The sequence below is a fragment of the Enterobacter sp. 18A13 genome (assembly GCF_007035975.1).
Lineage (GTDB): Bacteria > Pseudomonadota > Gammaproteobacteria > Enterobacterales > Enterobacteriaceae > Enterobacter > Enterobacter vonholyi.
In genome coordinates this window covers 3,254,926-3,280,350 of sequence record NZ_AP019634.1, presented here as the reverse complement: position 1 = coordinate 3,280,350, position 25,425 = coordinate 3,254,926, and the positions used below count along the sequence as shown (strand labels likewise).

Here is a 25,425-nt window from a genome sequence, read left to right as displayed (position 1 = left end):
CCTAACATCGCAGGTGATTGATTTATGAGTCCTAAACATAGATTTTTTGGTAACCTTATTATTTGGTGTGTTTCCTCAATAGGCTCTTTGTGGTTCGCAATTGATGCATATAGTGAGTTATTTGGGTTTGGAAGTGACATTGTATTTTCACCAACAGTTTCCGCTTTGCTAATGATTCCGATTATTCTGATATTTCCATGTATATATTGGTATTTGGCTATGCGGTACGGCGAGGAACAGGCGGTTATTAAATGTAAAAAAACAAGCAGAGTATTTATTGGTCTGGTAGGTGTTTTTATCGTCAGTTCTGTCATCTTTTCGTTTGCGTACACTTCGACTCTTGAGAGTAAAGGCTATGTGAAATGCACCGGCCGTCCTGATGGATGGATGCCGGGGATGGCTACTGAGTATGTACTACCACCATCGGTATGTGGGCAGCGTGATAATTAATAAGATGTTCCTGTTCTCCGGAACATCATCAGCACAATTTTATTTAAATAATACTATTCATTCGGCAATTATTGAGCAGAAATAAATATGGATGATTTAACCCTGCGTTACTACGACGCTGAAATGCGCTATCTGCTGGAAGCCGGTGAAGAGTTTGCCCGTGCTCATCCCGAGCAGGCGGCAATGCTCAATCTCGATAAGGCGGGGGCGCGCGACCCTTACGTGGAGCGGCTTTTCGAGGGCTTTGCCTTCCTGATGGGCCGTCTTCGTGAAAAGCTCGATGACGACCTGCCTGAACTGACCGAAGGGCTGGTCAGCCTGCTGTGGCCGCATTACCTGCGTACCATTCCGTCCATGTCGGTGGTGGAATTCACCCCTGACTGGCGTGAGATGAAAGAGCAGATGCGCATCGTCAAAGGCTTTGAGGTGAACTCGCGGCCGATCGGTGAGAAAGGCACGCGTTGCCGGTACACCACCACCAAAGAGATTACCCTTCAGCCATTGTCGCTTGAGAGTGCCCGACTGGCGACCGATCCAGATGGCCGTTCGGTCATCACGCTGCGCTTTAACTGCAGTCATCTCGCCGACTGGAGCCGTGTCGATCTCAGCCAGCTCCCGTTCTACTTCAACGCTGATGCACCGCTGGCCTGCGCCATGCATGAGGTCTTTACCATGAACACGGCGCGCCTCTGGCTGCGGATGCCGGGCGACATGGACAGAAGACCGCTCGACGGGTATTTCACCGCGCTGGGCTTCGGTGATGATGATGACCTTTGGCCGAAAGGCAGCAGCAGCTTTAGCGGCTATCAGCTGCTGCTGGAGTATTTCACCTTCCGTGAGAAATTCATGTTCACGGGGCTGCGTGGGCTGGAGACCGTAGCTTTTCCGGCCGAGCTCCCCTGGTTTGAAATCGACGTGGTGCTGGCAGAACGCTGGGAGCATGATTTCAGCTTTACCGAAAAGCATCTGCGCCTGAACTGTGTGCCGGTGATCAACCTGTTCCCGCTGGAATCTGACCCGCTGACGCTCAACTCCCTGCAGACCGAATACATGCTGCGCCCGATGCGCGTGCAGGATGGCCATACCGAGATATACGCGGTCGATTCTGTGATGTCATCGAGCCAGCATATCTACGTGCCTTTCTCCAGCTTCCGTCACAAAGGCGGAATGATGCGCCATGAAGCCCCGGAATATTACTACCACACCCGCGTGCGCCGAGGTCCCTCCGGACTGCATAACACCTGGCTTATCCTGGGGGGTGAAGCGTTTGATAACCACACGGTGCCGGAGGATGAAAGCCTGTCGCTGACGCTAACCGGCACCAATGGCCAACTGCCTCGCAGAGCGTTGCAAAGTACCGTGCTTGATACAGTGATGAAAACCACTTCAGCCAGTATCGCCGTGCGTAACCTGTGTGCGCCGACGCTGCCTTGTTATCCCCCGGCACAGGATCGCTTTCACTGGCGTGTGCTGAGCCATCTCGGCAGCGGCTTCCTGTCGATGATGGACAATGCCGACGTGCTGCGCGGCACGCTGGCGCTGTATGAGTGGACTGACAGCGAGATGAACCGCCGTCGTCTGGAGGCGATTATCGATGTGAAGCACAGTGAAACGGAACGCTTTGAGCAGGGATATCTGGTGCGCGGGGTGCAGATTGAGGTGACGCTTGAGAGCAACGGCTTTGCCGGGCGCGGCGATATCTGTCTGTTCAGCGAGATGCTGAGCCGCTTCTTTGCACTGTACACCGATATCTATCTGTTTAACCGCCTGATTATTATTCTGCAACCGACCGGAGAGCGCCTGGAATGGGAAGAGAAGCACAACCGCCGCATTCCCGGCTGACCCCGCGGCTGGAGGCCGATCTTCACCGCATCAACTTTTATCGTTTATGCCAGCTACTGGAGAAGCGTAATCCGGGCAGGCCGCTGATGGGCTCTACCAGCCATCCGGCGGATGACCCGGTGCGGTTTGCGCCGCATCCGGGGATGGGGTTCCCGGCGAGCGAGCTGAAGGCTGTCGAGTATGACGAGGATGATGACAGCAGGCCACCGCTCATCCGCACAACCTTTATGGGGATGTACGGCGTTGATTCGCCTTTACCAACGGCCTACCTCGATGACATCACCCAGCGCCGGGAAGGGCACGAGGCGCTGCAGGGCTTTCTGGATATTTTCAGTCACCGCATCCTGACGCAGTTTTATCGCGTCTGGCGTAAATACTCGTATCCGGCCACGTTTGAGCCTGGAGGGACCGACAGCATTTCGCAGTCGTTATTGGGACTGGTGGGGCTGGGGATACCGGGCACGGCAAATCATATTGCCACGCCGGTGTCGCGCTTTCTGGCTCTGCTGGGGGTTTTGCAGCAGCCGGGTAAAACTCAGGAAGGGATGCAGGCACTGGTGCGCCTGCTGGCGCCCGAGACGACGGTGCAGGTGAGTCCGTATTGCCTCCGGCCTCTGGAGATTGACAGGCCGCTGGGTTTTTACGGTGACGAAGAGTTTCTGCTTGATGGCAATACGCCTCTGGGTGACGAAGCGATGGATGCCGGCAGCCAACTGCTGGTTGCTCTCGCGACGGACAACGAACAGGAAGCGCAGGGCTGGAAACCGGATGGTCAGTTGTACCTGGATTTCCTGGTAATGCTGCGGGTATATCTGGGCTGGCGGTTTAAAGCTAGAATTACCCTGACCACTTCAGTTCGTCTGCTGGCCGTTCCACCGCTTGGAGAAAATCCTTTCTGGCTGGGGTTGAACGGCGTGCTGGGCGCTGACGGTGATAGCCTTCCGGATGATTTTCCTGAGACCTTTACGACAGAGCTGGGTTATTACAGCGGTCTGGAGCCTGCAAAACCACAACAAGGAAACCGACGTGTTACGTACAAGTTTAATTAAGACTACGCGCTGGCTGATGCCGCTGATAGCACTCACTCTGACTGGCTGTGGGGTAACGCAGAGCGTCACCGACGGTACCAAATCGGCGTTCAATTCAGTGTTCTATAAAAAAATTAAAATCCTGCATCTGGATTTCACCGCGCGCGAGGCGCTGAACACCGACTCCCGTGAAAGTAACTCGCTGTCTCAGCCGGTGGTGGTAAGGGTTTATCAGCTCAAAGACCGCAAAACCTTTGATAAGGTGGTATATCAGCAGTTGCTTCAGGATGATGCCACCATCCTGAAAGACGACATGCTGGCCAGTCGTGATGTCGTGGTGAAACCGGGTGGCGATGCAAACCTTGATATGCCAATGGAAGAAGAGACGCAGTTTGTCGCGGTGGTAGGGCTGTTCCGCCATCCGGATATGGACAACAACGCCTGGAAGCAGGTTATTAAACGCAGTGACCTGGATCCGGATAAACCGCGAATTCTGGAAGCAGGCGATAACTCTCTGACGCTGCAACCGCTTAAGGACGACTGATGCCCTTTGGACATAACACGCCTTCGCTGTATGAAATGCTGACCGGAAATTTTACAGGCGGCCTCAACCTCAACCAGGTCAGTGAGGAAAATCAGGTCATCCTCTCGGTACTTGATAACATGCAGCGTATCCTTAACTGCCGCGCCGGCACGCTGGCGCATCTGCCTGACTACGGCCTTCCGGACATGACCAAAATCCTGCAGGGCATGCCGGGAACGGCCCATGAGCTTATGGGAACATTGTCTGCTGTCCTGCTCAAATATGAACCACGCCTGAAAAAAATAACCGTTGTCCTGCTGGAACAGAATGTCCCCGGTGAACTGCGCTATGCCATTGACGCTGAACTTAAAGGGATTGGCCTGGTGCGCTACGGGACTGAATTTATGCCCGAAGGGCGGGTCCTGTTAAGGCATCTCAGGCAACAGCAGTATCTCGACACCACTCTCCGTATATAAGGTCCGATAACATCATGTCCGTAAAATCACAGTTCCTGAAGAAGTTGCAGGCAAGACAACCTGCACCTGTTCCTGCAATCAGCAGGAGTCAGGCTGATATTGCAGAGTTTCGCCAGCGAATGGCTGAGCTTCAGGATGAGATGAACGCGTGGCTGACAGATACGGGACTGAATGTGGAGCCACTGACGGTATCCGTTCCGGATCTGCTGGTGGAGGGCGGGGCTTTTGAGATTTCCGGTATCGTTCTGCATTATGGCAGCCGAGCGGTCAGATTTATGCCGATCTTTCTGTATGGACAGGGCGTAGCTGGTTGTGTCGAGGTGACTTTCTGTTCCGGGGATAAGGTGATTTCTCAGGGACGCCTGTTCATGCGTGCGGGGAGCGTAAATGGCTGGATCTTTACGCCCCCTGATATCTCATCCCGTTCAGGACAACTATTTGATGAAGGCATTTTTTACAGCCTGATTTTAGCGCTGCTGCCATAGCGATAACATTCATTCCTTTTATTAGTCACTGCATTTTTAATCGCAAAATAGCCTTACATCTCAACTGACGAAATTAACTACACGGATATGCAGGCCCTTCAGGATGACCACACATATAACGTTAAAAACCGGCGGCGACCCGCGTACGCTGCCAGATTACGCCGCCCTTCGCGATGAACTCAGTAAGCTTACGCATCCTGCTCGCCCGGATGTGAACTGGCAATATGTCGAAAAACTCTGTCTCTCTCTGTTTGAACAAAACGGTGTGGAGTTGCAGACTGCGGCCTGGTACACCCTTGCCCGTACTCACCTGTCTGGATTAGCTGGCCTGAACGAAGGGTTGGCAATTCTGGAGGCCCTGATTAGCCGCCAGTGGGACGTTTTCTGGCCGAAGACGCTACACGCTCGTCTGGAAATCCTTAGTGGCCTGAGCCAGCGCCTGCAGCAGCGCATGCGCATGCTTGCATTGAACAACAGCCATCTACGTGAGCTTTATAGTGCTGAAGCGTTGCTTACCAGCCAGAGCGCGGTGTTCCAGCGTCTCGAACTCAAACACCTTAGCCAGTTCGATACGTTACGAACGTTGATACGTTCAAGTGCTGAACGGCTGGAAAGCGGTAATGACGCATCAGATTTGGATGCGATCATAATGCCCGGTCGCGAGTTACCTCAGGAAAGGGCAGAACCGATTGGCGAAGTGAAATGGGTCTACGTTGTGCAGCAGGAAAATCAGCCGGATACAAAGGATCGTCCGACTGCGCACGGGTCTGTCAGACCATGGAAACCCTTTGTCGCCGGGATGTGTTCTGTGCTGGTGGTCAGCCTCGCCGTGGCGTGGGGAGGGGGCTTTCTGTCGAGACCGGATCCCTTAACGACTCAGGCCATTGCCTCGCTGGCGCCGTTACCTGAAGTGCTTACTCCTGTTCAGCAAGACGCGTTAGCGCAGCGAGGCACCATTCCGTCCACGTTTATCACCGAAACGCAGCAGCAGCTTGCCCGACTGGATAAGCTGCCACCAGACTGGAATATTTCCTACAGCCTTCAGTTGTTAGCGCAACTCCAGACTTTGCAGCCGGAGGAAGCGAAGTCGCTCACCGTGCAGTGGAAGCAAAAATTTAACTCGGCAGCGTTGCCTGTCGATTCCATGAACAGCTGGTATCAGGGAATGATGAAGCTTCAGCAACTGAGCCATAGGCTGAGTAGTCTGGATGAGCAAAAAGGAAAATATATCACGGTAAGTGAGCTTAAATCGGTGATTTTTTCAGCTATACAGTCCTTTAACCAAACCATACCGGCTGAAGAACAACTCCGACGCCTGTCAGAGCATAGTGCTGAAAGCGCGCTGCCTGAAGCCGAAAAGACCCAGCTGGAGTTGCGTCTAAGACAGCTGGCAACGCGTTATGCTCAAATCAAACAGGATTTTTCTGCTCAATGAATGCGGGTGTGAAGAAGCGATGTGCAGAAATAAGCGGGAGGGTAAAGTGTCCCCTGCATAAATAGAACCTGTTATGTATGTTGTTGAAATATATCATTAATTTAATTTGTCTTATATGAAGTTATACACCTAATTATACACATCAATAAATGCTTGTGTTTTCATCCGAGATGGAGGCATTCTGCAACGCCTCCAGCCTCCAGCCTCCAGCCTCCAGCCTCCAGCCTCCAGCCTCCAGCCTCCAGCCTCCAGCCTCCAGCCTCCAGCCTCCAGCCTCCAGCCTCCAGCCTCCAGCCTCCAGCCTCCAGCCTCCAGCCTCCAGCCTCCAGCCTCCAGCCTCCAGCCTCCAGCCTCCACTTTACAAAATGTTACAAATTCATTCGTCAAATTTGATGATTGTCAGTAGTTAACAACCGTTTTCAATGGTTGTCGCTCGTTAACATTCAGTGCTCCTCAATATTATTCACCACTTATTATTATTCAATAATTTTGAATGAATTGTCATGGGGCTAACTTTACGAATAAATTCATCTGTGTAAGTATATAAATATCCAATCGAGACCAATAAAGAAGTAATAGTAATTAATGAGTGGGGTAATTATGAGTTTTATGCTTAACAGTGAACCATCCTATAAAAAATTAAGACTTTTACGGATGTCGGATGTAATTGATTTAACGGGGCTTCCAAAGTCAACTATTTATTTAAAAATGAAAAGCAAAGACTTTCCTAGACAGGTGTCTATCGGTGCTCGATCTGTAGCATGGGTCGAAGCCGAGATTAATGATTGGATAGAGAAAAATATTCAGAACAGGAAAGATAATTGCTCATAAGAGGTATTAAAATGATTAACCCAAGGAATGCTAATAAAATACTCTCAATCAAGAATGAAAGCACGTCACTATTAGAAGCATATCAGGTAAGTATATTCAAAGATGGATATAGTGATGCTGCATGTATCGCAAGAATCGTTGAGATTTATTTTTTGAATAAACTTCGCATTAAAGGACAGAAACTATGTTCTTTAACTGGTCTAATGATCCCTGATACAGAGGCGACTACCGAAGAAACTAATCTCCTATTGAGCCGATTTGAGGTGCTATGTCACCGTGAAGAAGAAGAGTTATCCTTCCGACAAAGAGAGGTTAAAACTGCCGAGTACGCATTAAAAAATGCAGGGTTGAATGTTAACTCCAGAACAGTTTCTGAAGTAAAAAACAAAAATGCCGTGAAAGGGGCGCGTGATGCTTATGAACGACAGTACCATTCTGCATTTTTACGGCAGAAAGAGCAGCAAACGCGGGTAAGTCTCTTCAGAGGATTCGGAAGTTTGTTACTTGAAGAGGCTGAACATATCGGGGGGAACGTTAGTAAAAGATATATTAACTCGTTTTCCAGACCGTTAACTTCTCCCGATGAGTTTATTAACGTTTTAAACGATGCGACTTTAGTTCGGGATGTGAGATTTATCTTGGATGCTCTATGCGCACTGGATAATGCTGTTGAGCACATTCTTAAATGTTGTGCATACCCAAATGACCGTTACGAACTGGAAAGAGGTGGGATAAGTCGAACTATGGCCTATCGGGAGTACTACCGCGCTGAAAATGCCATACTTCGCTCCGTAGTAAGCGATCGAGAGTATGCAGAACATGCTGTGAAATTTAATCAGCTCTCTGAACACAAGAAAAAAATATTTCGTAAATAATAAAAGGATAAATCATGTACGCATTCAAAGCCGAAAGGCCGGACGCTGCACGCCGTTATCACAGTAAATTCGTATCTGGCACAAATTACCAGGAATCTTCAAACAGAAGATTTGCATTAAGTAAACCAACGGAAAATATTTTGCGAAGCTCAATTCTTGAGTCTGGTTGGTTAATCAATAATATCACTTTGCGTGACGTTAATGCTGTTTCAGGTAATGCCATTAATATTGGAGCCAGCGAGTTACATACAGGACGAGTTCATGGTGGCAGATTCCGTAAGATGTTAGCGATAAATGGCACTGAATTTTTTCTGTCCGAAACTGACACGTGTGCACGAATCAGCTATTTAGATATGTCACATATTTATCATACAGGTGTTCAGGGCGAATTTGATAAATCGGTCAGTGCGTTTTTTAGTCAGGCTTATGCACTTGATATGTTGCGGGTTGGTTTTAATGGAGAGTCAATTGCCGATACGACTGATCCTGAGATCAATAAAAAAGGTGAGGATGTAAATATCGGTTGGCATGCGCTGGCAAAAGACTATCGAGATGGTCAGCAGGTTCTAAGCACCCCTCTAACCCTTGGAGATACCGGGGAATGGAAAAACCTCGATCTGCTCGCTAATCACCTCATCACTGAGTTGATTGCAGAGCCTTATCGGGAAGATCCGCGTCTGGTGGTTCTCGTGGGTGCCGAGCTTGCTGCTAAACAGCGTCTTAAGCTCTTCAACGCAGCTGATCGCCCGGCTGATGTGGATGCTGCACAAATGGCAGTCAGTTCGGTTGCTGGACGGTTTGCTTTTATCCCGCCGTTCATGCCGGGAAAACGTCTTGCGGTCACTACGCTGGATAATCTGCACATCTATACCCAGTCCCGAACCCGATCATTCCGGGCTGAGTTTGATGATGAGAAAAGTGAATACGTTAATTCTTATCTTCGTAATGAAGGGTATGCGCTGGGTGAACCGGAGCTTTATGCAGCTGTTGATGAGAGTGCGGTGACTTTTTCTGACTGAGACTATAGAAACAAAAAGACCCGCTAAAAGCGGGTCTTATGCACAGCAACAGGATAATGAAAAACCGAAACTTCGGTCTGCGGTTTAAGAATGCCAGGGTTTATCTATATGTTCAACACACAAGATTCGGTTATAAAATTCTTGCACCATGCTAAATGCTCGGGCTATATTCGCAGCGTTGCCGCAAAATCGGCAATCGGGCGTAGGAACCCGTGTTATCTGAAGGCGACACCACACGCGCCGAGCGTGTTTTTTTGTGTCGTAGCTTTGACTCACCCTTATTTTATGGTGTGGTGGTTAACCGTATTTATTCGTTATTTACGCCACATCATCCAAATTATGGTAGTCCAGGCGGGGCAGCTTTCGGGCTGGCCGGTATCCTTCAGAGCCGGTATTCCTACCCCCGTCTGGGCTACCACCCATGAGCGTAGGAACTCCGGTGGTAGCGTTACCCGCTATCTGAAGGAGATTGCCACCATGGCTACGATCCCTGCTTTGCCTCACCCTCAATTTACCTTTGTATTTCTCGCTGTTCGCCGTTCTGACTATGCCGCGCGTCCATTCGCTGTGCGTACTGTTGCACCCTGCGAGCGAGCTGCACGTCTGAAACTCGTTGCCGATTTTGTACTGAGCTTCGCCGCACGTATTCCGATGAACAATTTCGGGGAGGTGAACGCATGAACCATTTACCTATCACTAAACATGGTTGCACCTTGTCTGAAGTGGGCGAAAGCCGTCTTTTACGAATAGCTCAGGCCAGCGAGTTTCTTGCCGAAATTCTTTCAATGCCTGTAATGAGCGGAACGAAAACGATTTCTGCTGAAGGTGCCGCAGCGCTAATGGCATGTATTGCAGAACAGCTGGAAGGCGTAGTGAAGGAAACCAGCACTATGAAAGGAGAAAGCGATGCACGCTAATATCGGGATCAACTCACCAGAATTTCGGGCGGCATTTCTGCGCTCCTGCATTGCTGACGCCTATATCTCCCTGATGCTGCGGATTAATGGGGAAGCTGTGTATATCGAGGATGGCGAGCGTATCGAGCTGACACCTGATCGTGTAGCCATGAATATTCTTTATCACATTGAAGCGCCCTGGATTAACGAATTCGGCCAGGAAGAGGGGCATCGTCTGGCGTGTGACGTTCTGGAACAAATGCTGGCACCGGGCTACATGGCCGAAAATATCCGTCTTTCCGCATTTGGTGTTTCTGAGCTACGTGAAGTGTACCGGGACATCGTTTTCGGTGCGCCAGATGGAGAAGTACCTCCTGGTTTCAGCATTACCACTGCGGGAGTCGGGGAGGTACTGTTATGAAAGTTCAGTCTGTATCTGCGGTTTCGGGGGCAGCAAACGGGCGCTGGCCACACATCCTTTCCGCGTTAGGGATTAAGGTTCCTTCCGCCCGACGCCACGGTGCCTGTCCGGCCTGCGGCGGAAAAGATCGCTTTCGTCTTGATGACAAAGAAGGGCGCGGAACATGGTTCTGTAATCAGTGCGGCAATGGCGATGGCCTTGATTTAATCCGTCTGGTGACTGGGCGCTCAGTGAAGGAGGTCGCGGGAATGGTCTCTGAGATACTGGCATTGCCTGAAGTACAGGATAAACCCGCTATGCCAGCCAGGAAAAAGACGGGGGGAAAAGAGACCGGGGCAGACCGCTATCAGAAACTTAAAAAGCTGTCTCAAAACGGTGAATCAGCCTATCTGACCGGAAAGGGATTACAGGGTTACTCTTTACCGCTTCTTACTGCCGCCATCAATCTGGCGGGGATGTCTTTTCCAGCCGGGTCGCTGCTGCTGCCTTTAACTGACATCACCGGGAATGTTACAGGCGGTCAGCTTATTAACTCCGATGGTGATAAAAGTCTTTTACCCGGCAGTCAGCTGGCAGGTGCTTTTATTGCCGTGGCTGATGTTCCGTCTGATGCTCCGGAACAGGTCATTATCACTGAAGGATATGCCACTGCGTTGACGGTCAGCCTCCTGGCTGAAGGTTGGATCGTTGCAGCTATTGCGGCCACAAATTTGGTAAAGGTTGCTGAGCAAATCCGCATTCGATGGCCTGACACCCGGATTATCCTGGCTGGAGATAACGATCTTGTTGACGGGAAAGAGAACACTGGCCGGGTATGGGCTGAAAAAGCGGCGAAAGCCGTAGATGGTTGGGTAACGCTGCCTCCGGTACGTCATAAAGCCGACTGGGATGATTATCGCCAGGAAACCGGGAAGGAAAGGGCGCGTGAAGCCTTCCGGGAGGAAATGACGTTGCACGGAAAAGGGCAAACCAGATTACCGCAGGGGTTCAGGCTCACGAAAGAATATTTGTGGTATGACAAGCTGGTGAACAAATCAGATGGTGACACTGAGATCCGCAATATCAAGATTTGCAGTCCACTGCGTGTGACTGCTATCACCAGCGATGCTGACGGCAGTAATTATGGCCGTCTGCTGGAATGGGAGGACACCAACGGCATTAGCCGAAAATGGGCAATGCCGATGGAAATGCTGGGTGGTAGCGGAGAGGAACTGCGGCGCGTACTGCTGGTCAATGGGCTTTCTTATATCAATATCAACGGGATGGCCAGAGCGCACCTGATGGAATACATCTCCCTGTGCAAGCCCGACAGAAAAGTGACCTGCGTGAATAAAACAGGCTGGCATGGCGGCGTTTATGTTCTTCAGGATGAAGTGATCGGCAGAGAGTCACAGTCTGTCATTCTCCAGACTTCCAGCGTTCAGGGGCGTGATTTTCGTGTTACGGGCACCACGGAAGAATGGCGGGAAAATATAGGTCGCTATTGCGTCAATAATGCCCGACTGGCCTTTGCCGTAAGCCTGGCATTCGCCGCGCCGCTTCTGAAGCTGGTTGGCATAGGTGGCGGCGGTTATCACCTGAAAGGTGAATCTACAGACGGTAAAACCACGACCATGAAAGTGGCTGCTTCGGTGTGCGGTGGTACGGATTTCTGGCATACATGGCGTGCTACCGGGAACGCGCTGGAAGGAACGGCCAGCCGCCGCAATGATGCCACACTGATGCTTGATGAAATCCGCGAGGTGGATGGCAGAGAGGCGGGGAATATTGCCTACATGCTGGCGAACGGCCAGGGCAAAGCCCGTGCCCGAACTGATGGTTCGGTACGGGAAACAAACCGCTGGAATTTGTTGTTTCTTTCCACGGGGGAGCTGTCACTGGTCGAGCACGCCGCCAGTGCCGGAGAGCGAACCTACGCCGGGGTTGAAGTACGCATGATCCAGATCCCGAGTGATTCGGGCAAGCATGGAGTATTTGAGGAGCTGCACGGCTTTAGTGGTGGTAAAGCGCTGGCGGAGCATCTGGAACACGCCGTTATTCATTATCATGGCTCACCCTTCCGCGACTGGCTGCATTGTCTGACAGCCGATCTCCAGGAACTGACCAGCCAGGCGAAAGCGCTGCTGAAGGACTACACCCGCAGGTTGACCCCAGCGGATGCAGGAAATCAGGTTGGGCGTGCTGTTACCCGTTTTGCGCTGGTTGCTATGGCCGGAGAACTTGCCACACAAGCCGGGATAACCGGATGGCCTGAAGGTGAGGCGTTCAGGGCTGCTGAGTGTTGTCTTGCCTCATGGATGGCTGATCGTGGGCATACCGCGAACCAGGAGGATAAAACCGCACTGGAGCAGGTCAGGGATTATATGACACGTAACCAGTTCAGCCGCTTTGCTGACTGGCACGACGACAGGAACCGCCCACTGTCGATGATGGGGTTCAGGAAAGTGGACAAGGGCGACAACGTGACAGAATCCACTGTGACCTTCTACGTATTGCCATCTGGCTGGAAAGAAATTTGTAAAGGGTTCGATTCACGAAAGGTGGCCAGATTGTGTGTTGAGGCGGGCTGGCTGAAAGCCGGGGAGGATGGGAGAACGCAAAACAGCGTTCGCCTTCCAGAAATAGGGCTTAAGCGTGTGTACCAGTTTAATACGCAAGTATTGGGTAGCACTGATCCCGAATAGTAATCGCGTGAGTCTTATTTTTATGAGGTAACACTGGTAACAGAGGTAACAGGCAGTGACGGCAAGGCTTGCCACTGTTACCAGTCAGAAATAGCCACTGGTAACAGTGGTAACAAAAATCAGTGTGTTACCACGCGTTACCTCTTTATTTAGGTCACTGGTAACAGATTAATTTCAATTAAATCAAAGATTTTACACGTGTTACCAGTGTTACACGTTCAGAACAAGAGGAAAGGAACCAAAATCCCTTCTTCTGGCAGGCAACAGAGGTTTAGCTATGCGAGTGTTGAAAATTTACTGCCCGGAGTGTATGTCTGCGGCAACGGTGAGGAAAACAAACCGAAAGCACCCCAAATTATCAGATGTGTACTGTTATTGCTCTAACGTAGAGTGTGGGCATACGTTTGTGATGAACGTTTCCTTCTCACACACGATTAGTCCCAGCGCTTTGAGCGGCCAGGGACGGATTAAAGAGCTAATGGATGCCCTGCCACCGGACGAGCGACAAAAAGCGTTAGAACTCCTGTTGGCAGCCAAAGAGAACCAGTGAACGGCACGCCGGGAGTCACTAAAATTTTCCCGGCTTCGGTTCATTAAATTTCAGCTGCTTAAGGAAAAATATCTATAAGAATCAGCTTGTTAACTTTTAGGTGTGCCGTCAGTTATCATGAAAAATCTCACCTAAAATTTTATATGTCTTTAATATCAATAGCTTAATTCTAGTGGTTACGATGTTGGAGTGAAGCTAAACTGAAAAAAGCTGAAATTCTTTTCACTCTTTTCAGTTTCCTGCTCGCTGTAAATCCCCAGTTGTAGCGCGGTCTGGCGCTATCATTTGTAAAAAATCCCAACTGAAAAATTTTTGCCATCTGAAAACCGCAGGCGGGTGCGGTGTAGTGCGATTTTTTTGTCGTGAAAGTAGTTTATGTGACACAAATTAATAGGTTTTTCTTATCTACAAATCCTTTTATTAAATATAATGCTATTGGTTTTTTTCTGCCCGGTTTATTTTTTTTGTGGTGTGGTTATTGTTCTGTTTTATATTTATGTTAGTATGATGTAGATTATAGAAAAATACTCTTTTGATTATATACAATTTATTAATTGCTAACGTTTTTTGTTAATATAGAGGGTGTATGAAAGAAATTAAATACGAGATAAAAGCTGAGTTTGATTTTGATTCTAAAACTCTTGTAGGAACTATAAAAAGTGGTGGTGATCAAGTTGTTGATGAAAGTAGTGAATTCAAAAAAAACCTTTTTGATATAATGAAAAATTCACTTTCTAATTTTTCAAGTGAATCTGCAGAACAAATAAAGAGCTTTACCGAGAAAGGTGAATATGATGAAGCATATTTTTCAGCATTGGAATCATTGAAATGTTTCCATTTGTTGAAAGATGATTATTACTTTGCTTTAAAAGAATTATCCTATCATTTAAACGATATTCAGTTGAAAAGTGTATGCATGTACTTAGTGGCCTTTTCTTCACAATTTTGCTTGGTTGATGAACTAGAGAAGGATGTTGAAACTTGCCTCCGATTAAAAGATGAATCAATGAGTGAGTTAGAGGAAATGTCACTATATATTGAAAAGTCTCGAGTTCTTTATGAAAAGGGTTCATTTAACGCTTCATATGCAGTGTTACAAGAAGTCATCAAGAAAACAAAGAATAATATGATTCTTGGTTGCGCATTTAGAAATTTGGCAAGATTGGCTACACAGACAGAAGACTTTGAATTATATTCAAATAAGGCAATTGATAATTTTATTGTAAGTGGAAATAAAAAAGAGGCTATTAGTGTTATTTTCACGCTGCTTGAGCGAGTTGAAGGTAAAAACGACACTGTTGCACTGGAATTGATTGATAAAGCAATTGAACTTCAATCTTCTGATTCATATATAGGAAAAGGATATTTAGCTACTCTGCTACAACGGAAGGGAAGTATATTAATAAACTTAAATAGGCATCATGATGCAAAAGAACCAATATTAATGGCTTGTGCTCTGAGGCGAGGGGTTCTTGGGGAAGAACCTAAACTGCATGCTAGTCTTGTTAAAGCTGAAATTGTATTGAGGTTTATTAATGAGAACGATGCAGCAGATGAAATACAAGAAGAATACCAACAGCTTGAGTTAACAATAAAGGATGAAGGTTTTGTTTTAACTAATAGGATTTTGAATTCTTTATCCGCAGATGAAGTTTCTGATTTAAAATTTGGCGATGTATTGAGTGATGATTTGGTATCTCCACATATGAAATTTGGATGTTTAATGGTGGAGTATTTAAATGGGAATTACGATTTCAGCAAAAATATTGAGATCCTAGATAAAGCTTTAGCGTTTGCTATTGAATCGAAAGATTATAAAGCAAAAGCAATGGCTCTAAATGAAATGTCTAGACAGTATGCAGAAAATGGATATGTGCCTACAGCAATAGAGAAATTATATGAAAGCATTGATATAGACTCTAAAGACATGGAGTCATTTCAGAATCTCATTTATTTTTTACTCCAGGAGAAACGGTTAGATGAGGCTTGTGATCTCTTAAAACATAAGATTGATATAGTTGGGTCTTTGCCTAACTTAACATTCACGTATGCAAAAACATTGTTCGAGAACAAGCGATATCAAGAAGCATATAAGTACTTTAAAATTGTAAGTGAACAAGGTGATACAGGTTTGAATGATCAAGATAAAATTATTAGGGACTATATTGTGCAATGTATTGATAACATTGATGAACTAAGTTCTGGGATGACCGGTCTTGATAGCAAAAGCAGCATCGAAATATCTTTGTCCTCACTATCTTCAGCGTTTGATGATTTTTCAGCATCTATATCGTCCCTTTCCAGAATGCAGTATTGGATTAAAGATGATAAAAAAATATATAAGTGGGTGTCGAATCCTGAGACTGTGGCAAAGCATCATCTTCTTCAGTTTTTATCCGCTAGGTTTGGAGGTGAATTAGAGTTAGTTCAGGAGGATAGAGCTGGTGCTGGTTTTATTGATTTATACTTAATTGCTAAAAATGGGTTGAAATTCGTAGTGGAGCTAAAAATGTGTGGTTCTGGATACAGTTCAACCTATGCGATATCAGGCGAATCGCAGATCATTCATTATTTAGAAAATAAAGATACTAATGTAGGTTTTTTGATTGTATTTGATTCTAGAAGTCGTGATTTTTCTAAAGGATTAGAGAGTTTTAAAACATATGGTAATTTTTCAATTTATACAAAAGTAATTGATGTTCGTAATGTAATTGATAAATAGTTATTGGAAAATATGGTCTGAGTACCACTGGATCATAATAAGTCTATCTTTGAAATATTGCGCATGATTGTAAGTGCCTCGAATAGAGTTCTTATCAACATGCGCGAGTTGCATTTCAATCCATGCGCTTTCAAAACCATGATCATGCAAAATTGTGCTCATTGTGTGTCTAAAACCATGCCCCGTTAGCCTACCATGATAGCCCAGCAGTTTTATCACTTTGTTAATGCTTGCTTCACTCATCGGCTTCCTGACGTCATTACGGCCAGGAAAAACGAGGCTGTAATTCCCGGTAAGAGTCTGTAGCTTTTCCAGAATGTTGATTGCCTGAGTAGATAACGGAACTTGATGAGGTCGGCGTTTCTTCATGCGCTCTTTGGGTATTTCCCATAATGCATTTTTTAAATCAAATTCAGCCCATTCTGCTGTACGTAGTTCGATTGTTCGCACACCAGTGAGCATCAGCAGCTGTGTGGCGTACTTGGTTACTAAACTGCCTTGGTAGTTCTCCAGAGCGCTGACAAAAGCAGGCAATTCACTTTCAGTTAGGAACGGGAAGTGCTGAGTTTTAGGCTTGTTGAGTGCAATAGCCAAGTCAGGAGCAAAGTTATATTTAGCTCGTCCGGTGGCGACGGCATAACGTAAAACTTCACCACAACGGCGGCGGATCTTACTGGTTTGCTCCAAAGCACCCCTTTTCTCAATCTTTTGCAGAACGGTAAGCAACTCCAGCGGTTCAATCAGTTCGATTGGGCGTTGGCCGATAAAAGGGAAAATGTCTTTTTCCATGCAGTTGAGAACTTCTTTTGCGTACCCTGCTGACCAAGTGGCTTTTTTTGAACCATGCCATTCCCTTGCTACAGATTCAAAACTATTCTCATGTGCAAACTGCAGCGAAATTTTCTCAGCCTTTCTGGCCTCGCTGGGGTTGATCCCTTTGGCCAACATCGCACGAGCTTCATCACGTTTAGCACGTGCCTGAGCAAGCGATACATCACCGTAGACGCCAAAAGAAATCATCTTGGGCTTTCCTGCAAAACGGTAGCGATAGCGCCAGCCTTTACTGCCTGTGGGGTCAATAAGTAGTGATAAGCCCATGCCATCGTTCAACGTATAGGGCTTATCCTTTGGTTTTGCTCGTTTTATTTGAATGTCAGATAGCAGCATGTGTATAGAAAAAAGATCGAACTCAGTTATACACAATCTTATACGCAAAGATATTTAGATTCCATTAGAAATAATGGCACCTTTTTAGACGAGCAATATCAATTATTAGGATTTAAATCAGTGAGTTATGGAAGTTCTTGGACTTACTAAGAGGTAGTCATGGTGTCCCCTGCAGGAATCGAACCTGCAACTAGCCCTTAGGAGGGGCTCGTTATATCCATTTAACTAAGGGGACGAGGCGGCACGAGTATAGCCTTATTTACACTTTGCGTTAAGCGCATCGCCGCCTGACTGCTCAAAGAGTCACCATTCAGGTCGATTTTTTTGTCGATTTATCATCATTTTCCCGTGCCTTAAGCTCAGCTTTGCGTTTGTTCGACATGTCGTTACGGATTTGGGCGTGGCTTAACAGCGCGAAGATAAACGTTCCGCCGCAGATGTTTCCCGCCAGCGTCGGAAGGGCAAACGGCCAGAAGAAATCGCTCCAGTGAAGCGTACCGTTAAAGACCAGATAGAGGATTTCAACGGTCCCGACCACAATATGCGTGGTGTCCGCCAGCGCAATCAGCCAGGTCATCAGTATGATCACGACAATTTTGGCGCTGCCTGCTGAAGGGAACATCCACACCATCGTGGCGATAATCCAGCCGGAGATGATGGCATTCGAGAACATCTCGACCGGCGTGTTTTTCATTACATCCATGCCGATTTTTACAAACGCATCCCGTGTGGGTTCATCAAATATCGGCATATATTCAAACGCCCAGGCCGCGATGCCCGTGCCGATGATATTTCCCAGCAGGACCACGCCCCAGAGCCGCATCAATAAACCGAAATTCCCGAGTGTGGGGTTTTGCATCACCGGCAGAACCGCGGTCACCGTGTTTTCAGTAAATAGCTGCTGGCGGGCCATGATGACGATAATAAAGCCGAAGGTATAACCGAGGTTCTCGAGTAAAAAACCGCCGGGTACGCCCTCCAGCTGCACATGAAATATCCCTTTCGCAAGCAGAGATGCTCCCATTGAGAGCCCTGCAGCGATGGCTGACCAGAAGAGAGCCATCGCGTCGCGCTCCATCTCTTTTTCACCGTCCTGGCGGATATGCTCGTGAATGGCCATCGCGCGGGAAGGGAGGCGATCTTCGTCAATTTCTATTTTCTCGCCGCGCGCTTTCTCCTCGCTTTCAATTTCAAGTTCCTCATTGCTCTCGCCAATTTTTTCTTCGCCCACTTCTTTCATATATGCTCCCGGAGATTGATCTTTCTGTTAAGCGTAGCGGCTTTTGTCGGGATGCCTGTGGGGATGCTCTTAAATTGGCAGCAATGACAACAAAGGTGATACATCTCTTTCAAAGGCATTATAAAATTGCCAGCGAAACGAATTCTAAAAGCCAGGCTATGCTGAGATCAGAGTCACGCTGGTTACTGCCCGTAATTGTGCTCATAGACATCGGTAAACGTGCTGTTACAATCGCTTGCACGTTTACAGACGGAGCATCAGGCTCCGTTACGGATGGCAATCAACGATAGCCATACTGAACAGGGAGATATTTATGAAACTTCGGCTGTCGGCGCTTGCGCTGGGCGCGACGATGCTTGTGGGCTGCGCCAGCTCTGGGGAGCAAACGGGCCGCTCCGATCCTCTCGAAGGATTTAACCGCTCCATGTATAGCTTAAACTACAACGTGCTGGACCCGTATGTGGTTCGCCCGGTGGCAGTGGCATGGCGCGATTATGTTCCACAGCCCGCGCGTAACGGGTTAAGTAACTTTACCAGCAACCTCGAAGAGCCTGCGGTAATGGTGAACTACTTCCTGCAGGGCGACCCCTACCAGGGGATGGTCCACTTTACCCGCTTCTTCCTGAACTCCATTCTGGGGATGGGCGGCTTTATTGACGTCGCAGGCATGGCGAACCCGAAACTTCAGCGTGAACAGCCGCACCGTTTTGGTAGTACGCTGGGGCATTATGGTGTCGGTTACGGCCCTTACGTTCATCTGCCGTTCTATGGCAGCTTCACCGTGCGTGATGACGGCGGTGATATGGTCGATACGCTGTATCCGGTTCTGTCATGGCTGACCTGGCCGCTGTCGGTGGGTAAATGGACGGTAGAAGGGATTGAAACCCGCGCGCAATTGCTCGACTCTGATGGCCTGCTGCGCCAGTCTTCTGACCCGTACATTATGGTACGTGAAGCGTACTTCCAGAATCATGACTTTATTGCCAACGGCGGTAAGCTGAAGCCGGAAGAGAATCCAAACGCGAAGGCGATCGAGAACGAACTAAAAGATATCGATTCTGAGTAAATAAAAAAGGTGAGCAATGCTCACCTTTTTTGATTCTGTCGCGATTAGAACGCGTAGTTGAAGTTCGTACCGAACAGCCAGGCTTTACCTTCAGAGGTAAACTCGTAAGGGCCTTCCTGGAACGTCACTTTCTGACCGTGCATATAAGATACGCCCGCATCGATGGATGCATTCTCGTTGAACGCATACGTCGCGCCCGCGCTTAACCAGAAACGGTCCTGATCCGGAATGGAAATGGAACGTTTGTCTGCCGGAACCGGGCTGTCGTCAAATGCGATACCGGAGCGGAATGTCCAGTTTTTATCGTAGTAGTAGGTGGTACCCAACGCAATACGATAGGCGTCGTGGAAGCTTTCGTCCTTATAGAACAGCGTCTGGCCATTGGTTCCGGTCGCTTTCAGCTCCTGGAACTGGCTCCAGCTGGTATAGGCCAGGCTATAGTGGATAGCCCATTGCGGCGCAACACGGTTGTAACCGGACACTTCCCACATTTCTGGCAAATGCAGTGACAGTGAACCTGGAACGGTCTGGTTGGACGTTCCCCAAGGAATGGTTGTACCCGCACCAGGAACCAGGTTGTTCACAGGCGTCAGGATGCCGCTCTTGTAATCGCCGTCGAAGTCAATTTTCACTTCGGAACGATAGGTCAGGCCCCAACGGTTGTTTTTGTCCAGCTCGTAGAGGATACCGGCGTTCCAGCCATAGCCCCACTCATCACCTTCAAGACTGGCAATTTTATTGCTGTTTTTAGGCAGGCGCGCAGTCTGTTCCCCGGAATAACGTTCGATTTTGGCATCGGCGTAAACGGCATCAAAGCCCAGACCAAAGCTCCAGTTATCGTTCAGGCGATACGCACCGCTCAGGTTGAGGTTCAGCGTAGTAAGGTCTGTTTTACCGCCGTATTCACCAGCCGGGTAGTTGTTATTGAACTCGGTAGCCAGGCCGTAGTTAGACGTTACGGATGCACCCCAGCCAAACTGTTCGTTAATGGGCGCAACGAAGTGCAGGTTGGGGATCCATGCTGTTGGGGCAATATTGTCCGCTTTAAGGCTCGCACCCGTATAAGGCGACTTACCAGAAACGTTGACATCAGGGTCGATATAAACCGCACCGGCAGAGAAAGTCGGACGATCGAACATCATGATCAACGCGGGGTTACGACTCGCGTTACCCGCATCATCAGCAATAGCGCCTTCCCCGGAATACGCACGGCCAAGGCCAGAGGAAGAAAATTCGTTTAACTGAAAGCCCGCTGACCAGGCGGAAGTGGAGACGAGTGCCACTGCGACTGCCAGCGCAGTCTTGTTGAACAGGGTTTTCTGGCTCATGACCATAACCTCATTGAGTTATTTTTATTCAATAATTGTTACATACCGTAACAGGAGCGCGAAGTGTAGGGTCTGAGGTATGACAGACAAATCAGACCAGTGGCCAGAGTATAGGTCTGACCAGCCAGAATGTTGCAAGTTTGTTTATTAATATTTTCAAACATGTTTCGCGAAACGAGATCTGGTTGGCAAAATTGTGACCATCGCGACTCACCCAAAAGGGTGGTTTTTGTTCTGGATCATTTTTTAGTGTGATATTGGTCACTTATCCGTTTTTGCACCATTAACGGCTGGAGAGAGCCCGCGCCGGGGCGTAAAATATCAGCATCGTGTTTATCTCGCGCGCTGCGCGAATACAGAGGAAATTGAGCTATGAGTAAATGCAGTGCTGATGAAACCCCGGTTTGCTGCTGTATGGATGTTGGGACCATCATGGACAACTCCGATTGCACCGCGTCTTACAGCCGTGTGTTCACTAACCGTGCCGAAGCGGAAGAGACCCTGGCCGCGCTGAGCAAGCGTGCGCGTGATGTTGAATCCGATCCGTGTGAAATCAAGTCGACCTTCACCGAAGTGGAAGGCGGCGTGAAGCTGGACATCGACTTTGTTTTCGCCTGCGAAGCAGAAACGCTGATTTTCCAGCTGGGTCTGCGTTAATCCTTTTTGCCCGGCGGCGCTTCGCTTGCATGGGCCTACGATTGTGTAGGCCGAGTAAGGCAACGCCGCCACCCGGCAACAAACCGCACAAATGCCCCTGCCATGCAGGGGCATTTTCTTTTTCTTCTCTGTGTTTTAGCTCGCACTTTTTCGTTTCCCCGATTGGCTGAATGTAAAAAAATGGTTAAGACTATTATCAGGTCAGACCACTTTATGTTTGCGAAAAATTTTTTACAGGGGAGTGTTATGAGTCAGGCATTACCGCTAATTACCCGTCAGGGCGATCGCATTGCCATAGTCAGTGGATTGCGAACGCCATTTGCGCGTCAGGCAACGGCGTTTCATGGCATACCGGCCGTTGACCTGGGGAAAATGGTAGTGGGGGAGATGCTGGCTCGCAGCGAAATTCCGCCTGAGGTCATCGAACAGCTGGTGTTCGGTCAGGTCGTGCAGATGCCTGAAGCCCCCAACATTGCGCGGGAAATCGTCCTTGGTACCGGGATGAATGTGCACACCGATGCCTACAGCGTCAGTCGCGCCTGCGCAACCAGTTTCCAGGCCGTGGCGAACGTCGCCGAAAGCCTGATGGCGGGGACTATCCGCGCCGGGATTGCGGGCGGGGCAGACTCCTCTTCGGTGCTGCCGATTGGGGTCAGTAAAAAGCTGGCGCGTATCCTGGTCGATGCCAACAAAGCCCGTACGACGGGTCAGAAACTCAAACTCTTCTCGCGTTTACGTCTGCGCGATCTGATGCCCGTGCCACCTGCCGTAGCGGAATACTCCACTGGCCTGCGCATGGGCGATACCGCCGAGCAGATGGCGAAAACCTACGGCATTACCCGTGAACAGCAGGATGCGCTGGCGCATCGCTCGCATCAGCTTGCGGCAAAAGCCTGGTCGGAAGGCAAGCTGACCGACGAGGTCATGACCGCCTACATTCCGCCCTATCGCGAACCGCTTGCGGAAGATAACAATATTCGCGGCACCTCGACGCTGGCGGATTACGCAAAGCTGCGCCCGGCGTTTGACCGCAAGCACGGCACGGTGACGGCGGCGAACAGTACGCCGCTGACGGACGGGGCCGCCGCCGTGATCCTGATGACCGAATCCCGCGCGAAAGAGCTGGGCATCACTCCCCTGGGCTATTTACGCAGCTATGCCTTCACCGCCATTGATGTCTGGCAAGACATGTTGTTAGGTCCGGCATGGTCGACGCCGCTGGCGCTGGAGCGCGCGGGGCTGACGATGGCTAATTTAACCCTGATTGATATGCATGAAGCGTTTGCCGCGCAGACTCTGGCAAACGTTCAGCTACTGGCAAGCGAGCGTTTCGCGCGCGATGTGCTGGGCCGCGCCCATGCCACAGGCGAAGTGGATCAGAGTAAGTTCAACGTGCTGGGTGGTTCTATCGCCTACGGTCATCCGTTTGCCGCCACCGGTGCGCGAATGATCACGCAAACATTACATGAACTCCGTCGCCGGGGCGGCGGGTTTGGCCTCGTTACCGCCTGTGCGGCGGGTGGCCTTGGCGCAGCAATGGTTCTGGAGGCTGAATAATGGATATGCCATCTGCATTTAATCTGACGGTTCGCCTCGATAACGTGGCCGTTATCACTATTGATGTGCCTGATGAAAAGATGAATACCCTGAAGGCCGAATTTGGTGTTCAGGTGCGCGCGATGCTAAAGCAGATCCGCGAAAACAAAGCCATTCGCGGCCTGGTGTTTATCTCTGCCAAACCCGACAACTTTATCGCCGGGGCGGATATCAACATGATCGACCGGGCGCAAAACGCACTGGAAGCCGAAGAGCTGGCGCGTCAGGGCCAGCAGGTAATGTCGGAGATCAACAGCCTGCCGATCCCGGTTATCGCAGCGATCCACGGCGCCTGTCTGGGCGGCGGGCTTGAGCTGGCGCTGGCATGTCACAGCAGGATTTGTACTGACGATGCAAAAACCATTCTGGGCCTGCCGGAAGTGCAGCTGGGCCTGCTGCCTGGCTCCGGCGGAACGCAACGACTGCCGCGCCTCGTGGGCGTCAGCACGGCGCTGGAGATGATCTTAACCGGTAAACAGCTGCGTGCCCGTCAGGCGCTGAAAGCCGGTCTGGTCGATGACGTCGTGCCGCAGTCTATTTTACTGGAAGCCGCCGTCGAGCTTGCGCTGAAAGGGCGTCAGGCAAAACGACCTCTGCCGGTCCGCGAGCGCGTTCTGGCTGCTCCGCTGGGAAGAACGCTTCTGTTCAACATGGTGGGCAAAAAGACTGAACAAAAAACCAAAGGCAACTACCCGGCGGCAAAGCGGATCCTGGACGTGATCGAAACCGGGCTGTCGCAGGGAAGCAGCAGCGGCTATGCCGCGGAGGCCAAAGCCTTCGGCGAACTGGCGATGACGCCGCAGTCACAGGCGTTGCGCAGCATCTTCTTCGCCAGCACGGACGTGAAAAAAGATCCTGGCAGCGAGGCTGAGCCTGCACCGTTGCGTGCCATTGGCGTACTGGGTGGGGGGCTCATGGGCGGCGGTATCGCTTTTGTTACCGCCAGCAAAGGCAAATTACCTGTACGAATCAAAGACATCAATCCGAAGGGTATCAACCACGCGCTGCAGTACAGCTGGCAGAACCTTGATCAAAAGGTCAAGCGCCGCCATATCAAGGCAAGCGAGCGTGATAAAACCCTGGCGATGATCTCCGGCACGACGGATTACAGCGGTTTTGCGCACCGCGATCTGGTGATTGAAGCCGTGTTTGAAGATCTGGCGCTTAAGCAGCAGATGGTGGCAGACGTTGAGCAGCATTGCGCCCCGCATACCATTTTTGCCTCCAATACGTCGTCATTGCCGATTAGCGATATCGCGGCGAAAGCCGCGCGTCCGGAGCAGGTGATTGGGCTGCACTTCTTTAGCCCGGTCGAAAAAATGCCGCTGGTGGAAGTTATTCCACACGCGACGACCAGTCCGCAAACCATCGCCACGGTAGTCAAGCTTGCGAAGAAGCAGGGGAAAACGCCGATCGTAGTAGCAGATAAGGCCGGCTTCTACGTCAACCGCATTCTGGCTCCCTATATTAATGAAGCCATGCGGTTGCTGACGGAGGGGGAGAAGATCGAGCACGTCGACGAGGCGCTGGTAAAGTTTGGTTTCCCCGTAGGTCCAATCCAACTTTTGGATGAGGTGGGAATAGACACCGGCACTAAAATTATACCAGTGCTGGAAGCCGCATATGGCGATCGTTTCAGCCCACCTGCAAACATTGTTTCTGCGATTTTGAAGGACGATCGCAAAGGCAGAAAAAATGAACGCGGTTTCTATCTTTACGGCGCGAAAGGGCGTAAAAGCAGGAAACAGGTCGACCCTTCGGTTTATGGACTTATTACGACTTCTGGTCAGGGAAAACTCTCCGCCGTTCAGTGCGCTGAGCGCTGCGTGATGATGATGCTCAATGAAGCGGCGCGCTGCTTTGGTGAACAGGTAATCAAAAGCGCGCGCGATGGCGACATCGGCGCGGTATTTGGCATTGGTTTTCCGCCGTTCCTTGGCGGCCCGTTCCGTTACATGGATACGCTCGGCGCGGGTGAAGTGGTTGCAATCCTGCAGCGTCTGGCTTCGCAGTATGGTCCACGGTTTACACCGTGTGACCAATTATTGCAGATGGCGGAAAGGGGCCAGACATTTTGGCCAGCAAGGGAAACTGTCCTCGTAAGCTGAGGTCAAAGAAGGGTAAATCCTGAAGT

General features: G+C 49.5%; 23 protein-coding genes and 1 tRNA gene. 20 read left to right on the top strand and 4 right to left on the bottom strand.

The features are described from left to right. Window positions 1-24: 24 nt before the first annotated feature. From FOY93_RS15850 to FOY93_RS15765, 16 genes are all read left to right on the top strand, one after another. On the top strand, window positions 25-450 hold the full coding sequence (locus FOY93_RS15850) for a DUF1240 domain-containing protein (protein ID WP_143345369.1): 426 nt from the start codon (window positions 25-27) through the stop codon (window positions 448-450). A gap of 87 nt (window positions 451-537) precedes the next feature. Further along, window positions 538-2,292 (top strand): type VI secretion system baseplate subunit TssF, encoded by a 1,755-nt coding sequence (tssF, locus tag FOY93_RS15845; protein ID WP_143345368.1) that lies wholly within the window; start codon window positions 538-540, stop codon window positions 2,290-2,292. Continuing rightward, window positions 2,256-3,341, top strand: a complete 1,086-nt coding sequence (tssG, locus tag FOY93_RS15840) for a type VI secretion system baseplate subunit TssG (protein ID WP_143345367.1) — start codon at window positions 2,256-2,258, stop codon at window positions 3,339-3,341. Before tssF ends, tssG begins: the two co-directional genes overlap by 37 nt. Continuing rightward, window positions 3,319-3,864, top strand: a complete 546-nt coding sequence (gene tssJ / locus FOY93_RS15835) for a type VI secretion system lipoprotein TssJ (RefSeq protein ID WP_143345366.1) — start codon at window positions 3,319-3,321, stop codon at window positions 3,862-3,864. Before tssG ends, tssJ begins: the two co-directional genes overlap by 23 nt. After that, window positions 3,864-4,319: a type VI secretion system baseplate subunit TssE gene (gene tssE / locus FOY93_RS15830; protein WP_143345365.1), complete on the top strand. Its 456-nt coding sequence runs from the start codon at window positions 3,864-3,866 to the stop codon at window positions 4,317-4,319. The genes tssJ and tssE overlap by 1 nt, the downstream gene beginning before the upstream one ends. Before the next feature lie 14 nt (window positions 4,320-4,333). Then, window positions 4,334-4,804 (top strand): hypothetical protein, encoded by a 471-nt coding sequence (locus FOY93_RS15825; RefSeq protein ID WP_143345364.1) that lies wholly within the window; start codon window positions 4,334-4,336, stop codon window positions 4,802-4,804. A gap of 103 nt (window positions 4,805-4,907) precedes the next feature. Next, window positions 4,908-6,239 (top strand): VasL domain-containing protein, encoded by a 1,332-nt coding sequence (locus FOY93_RS15820; protein ID WP_143345363.1) that lies wholly within the window; start codon window positions 4,908-4,910, stop codon window positions 6,237-6,239. 600 nt (window positions 6,240-6,839) lie between these two features. Then, window positions 6,840-7,070 (top strand): helix-turn-helix transcriptional regulator, encoded by a 231-nt coding sequence (locus tag FOY93_RS15810; protein ID WP_071884875.1) that lies wholly within the window; start codon window positions 6,840-6,842, stop codon window positions 7,068-7,070. Between the two features lie 11 nt (window positions 7,071-7,081). Beyond that, the gene (locus FOY93_RS15805) at window positions 7,082-7,945 is read left to right on the top strand and encodes a hypothetical protein (protein WP_143345362.1); all 864 of its coding nucleotides are present in this window, start codon (window positions 7,082-7,084) and stop codon (window positions 7,943-7,945) included. Window positions 7,946-7,959: 14 nt separating this feature from the next. Beyond that, entirely contained in the window at window positions 7,960-8,964 is a 1,005-nt protein-coding gene (locus FOY93_RS15800; RefSeq protein ID WP_044158865.1) for a P2 family phage major capsid protein, read from the top strand. A 108-nt stretch (window positions 8,965-9,072) separates the two neighbouring features. Beyond that, window positions 9,073-9,645 (top strand): host cell division inhibitor Icd-like protein, encoded by a 573-nt coding sequence (locus FOY93_RS15795; protein WP_143345361.1) that lies wholly within the window; start codon window positions 9,073-9,075, stop codon window positions 9,643-9,645. Then, window positions 9,642-9,881 (top strand): hypothetical protein, encoded by a 240-nt coding sequence (locus tag FOY93_RS15790; RefSeq protein ID WP_013095753.1) that lies wholly within the window; start codon window positions 9,642-9,644, stop codon window positions 9,879-9,881. The genes FOY93_RS15795 and FOY93_RS15790 overlap by 4 nt, the downstream gene beginning before the upstream one ends. Then, window positions 9,871-10,281, top strand: coding sequence for a DUF5375 family protein (locus FOY93_RS15785; protein WP_143345360.1), 411 nt, complete (start codon window positions 9,871-9,873; stop codon window positions 10,279-10,281). Before FOY93_RS15790 ends, FOY93_RS15785 begins: the two co-directional genes overlap by 11 nt. Further along, window positions 10,278-12,965 carry a DUF927 domain-containing protein gene (locus FOY93_RS15780; RefSeq protein ID WP_143345359.1) on the top strand — a complete coding sequence of 896 codons (2,688 nt, stop codon included), beginning with the start codon at window positions 10,278-10,280 and terminating at the stop codon, window positions 12,963-12,965. Before FOY93_RS15785 ends, FOY93_RS15780 begins: the two co-directional genes overlap by 4 nt. A 277-nt stretch (window positions 12,966-13,242) precedes the next feature. Continuing rightward, window positions 13,243-13,515 (top strand): Ogr/Delta-like zinc finger protein, encoded by a 273-nt coding sequence (locus FOY93_RS15775; protein ID WP_143345358.1) that lies wholly within the window; start codon window positions 13,243-13,245, stop codon window positions 13,513-13,515. A 586-nt stretch (window positions 13,516-14,101) separates the two neighbouring features. After that, window positions 14,102-16,237 carry a tetratricopeptide repeat protein gene (locus FOY93_RS15765; RefSeq protein WP_143345357.1) on the top strand — a complete coding sequence of 712 codons (2,136 nt, stop codon included), beginning with the start codon at window positions 14,102-14,104 and terminating at the stop codon, window positions 16,235-16,237. Here FOY93_RS15765 and FOY93_RS15760 read toward each other — a convergent pair whose 3' ends face one another. The 3 genes from FOY93_RS15760 to FOY93_RS15750 form a co-directional block, all read right to left on the bottom strand. Beyond that, window positions 16,238-17,404 carry a tyrosine-type recombinase/integrase gene (locus tag FOY93_RS15760; protein ID WP_143345732.1) on the bottom strand — a complete coding sequence of 389 codons (1,167 nt, stop codon included), beginning with the start codon at window positions 17,402-17,404 and terminating at the stop codon, window positions 16,238-16,240. A gap of 160 nt (window positions 17,405-17,564) precedes the next feature. Then, window positions 17,565-17,639, bottom strand: a tRNA-Arg gene (locus FOY93_RS15755). 75 nt (window positions 17,640-17,714) lie between these two features. After that, window positions 17,715-18,644 carry a formate/nitrite transporter family protein gene (locus FOY93_RS15750; RefSeq protein ID WP_133294871.1) on the bottom strand — a complete coding sequence of 310 codons (930 nt, stop codon included), beginning with the start codon at window positions 18,642-18,644 and terminating at the stop codon, window positions 17,715-17,717. 313 nt (window positions 18,645-18,957) lie between these two features. Here FOY93_RS15750 and mlaA point away from each other — a divergent pair, with 313 nt between their 5' ends. Then, on the top strand, window positions 18,958-19,710 hold the full coding sequence (gene mlaA / locus FOY93_RS15745) for a phospholipid-binding lipoprotein MlaA (protein ID WP_115875917.1): 753 nt from the start codon (window positions 18,958-18,960) through the stop codon (window positions 19,708-19,710). 44 nt (window positions 19,711-19,754) lie between these two features. Here the strand turns inward: mlaA and fadL are convergent, their stop codons facing one another. Continuing rightward, window positions 19,755-21,038, bottom strand: coding sequence for a long-chain fatty acid transporter FadL (gene fadL / locus FOY93_RS15740; protein WP_115875916.1), 1,284 nt, complete (start codon window positions 21,036-21,038; stop codon window positions 19,755-19,757). Between the two features lie 372 nt (window positions 21,039-21,410). Between fadL and FOY93_RS15735 the strand changes: the two genes are divergently transcribed. From FOY93_RS15735 to fadJ, 3 genes are all read left to right on the top strand, one after another. After that, a complete protein-coding gene (locus FOY93_RS15735; RefSeq protein ID WP_023294142.1) occupies window positions 21,411-21,695 on the top strand; it encodes a YfcZ/YiiS family protein in 285 nt (94 codons plus the stop codon). 246 nt (window positions 21,696-21,941) lie between these two features. Further along, complete coding sequence (gene fadI / locus FOY93_RS15730; RefSeq protein WP_133294870.1) at window positions 21,942-23,252, top strand: acetyl-CoA C-acyltransferase FadI; 1,311 nt, start codon at window positions 21,942-21,944, stop codon at window positions 23,250-23,252. Beyond that, window positions 23,252-25,399, top strand: coding sequence for a fatty acid oxidation complex subunit alpha FadJ (fadJ, locus tag FOY93_RS15725; RefSeq protein ID WP_143345356.1), 2,148 nt, complete (start codon window positions 23,252-23,254; stop codon window positions 25,397-25,399). Before fadI ends, fadJ begins: the two co-directional genes overlap by 1 nt. Window positions 25,400-25,425: the final 26 nt, after the last annotated feature.